Annotated in this window: 1 pseudogene; it reads left to right on the top strand. The window is 74.0% G+C overall.

Features of this window, described 5'->3' with window-relative positions:
- Positions 1-296, top strand: a pseudogene (locus tag LO771_RS30305) (phosphoglycerate dehydrogenase); the annotation flags it as partial.

Here is a 296-nt window from a genome sequence, read left to right on the forward strand (position 1 = left end):
CCGGCATCGCCGTCGCCCGCTCGGTGCGCCTCGCCCTCGCCGGCGAGCTGGTCCCCGACGCCGTCAACGTCCAGGGCGGCGTGATCGCCGAGGACGTGCGCCCCGGCCTGCCGCTCGCCGAGACGCTCGGCCGGATCGTCACCGCGCTGGCCGGCGAGGTCGCCGTCCGCCTCGACGTCGAGGTCCGCGGCGAGATCACCCAGCACGACGTCAAGGTGCTGGAGCTCTCCGCCCTCACGGGCGTCTTCGAGGACGTCGTCGACGAGACCGTCTCGTACGTCAACGCGCCGCTCTTC

Origin of the sequence: Streptacidiphilus sp. ASG 303 (genome assembly GCF_020991365.1) — a bacterium.
GTDB lineage: Bacteria > Actinomycetota > Actinomycetes > Streptomycetales > Streptomycetaceae > Peterkaempfera.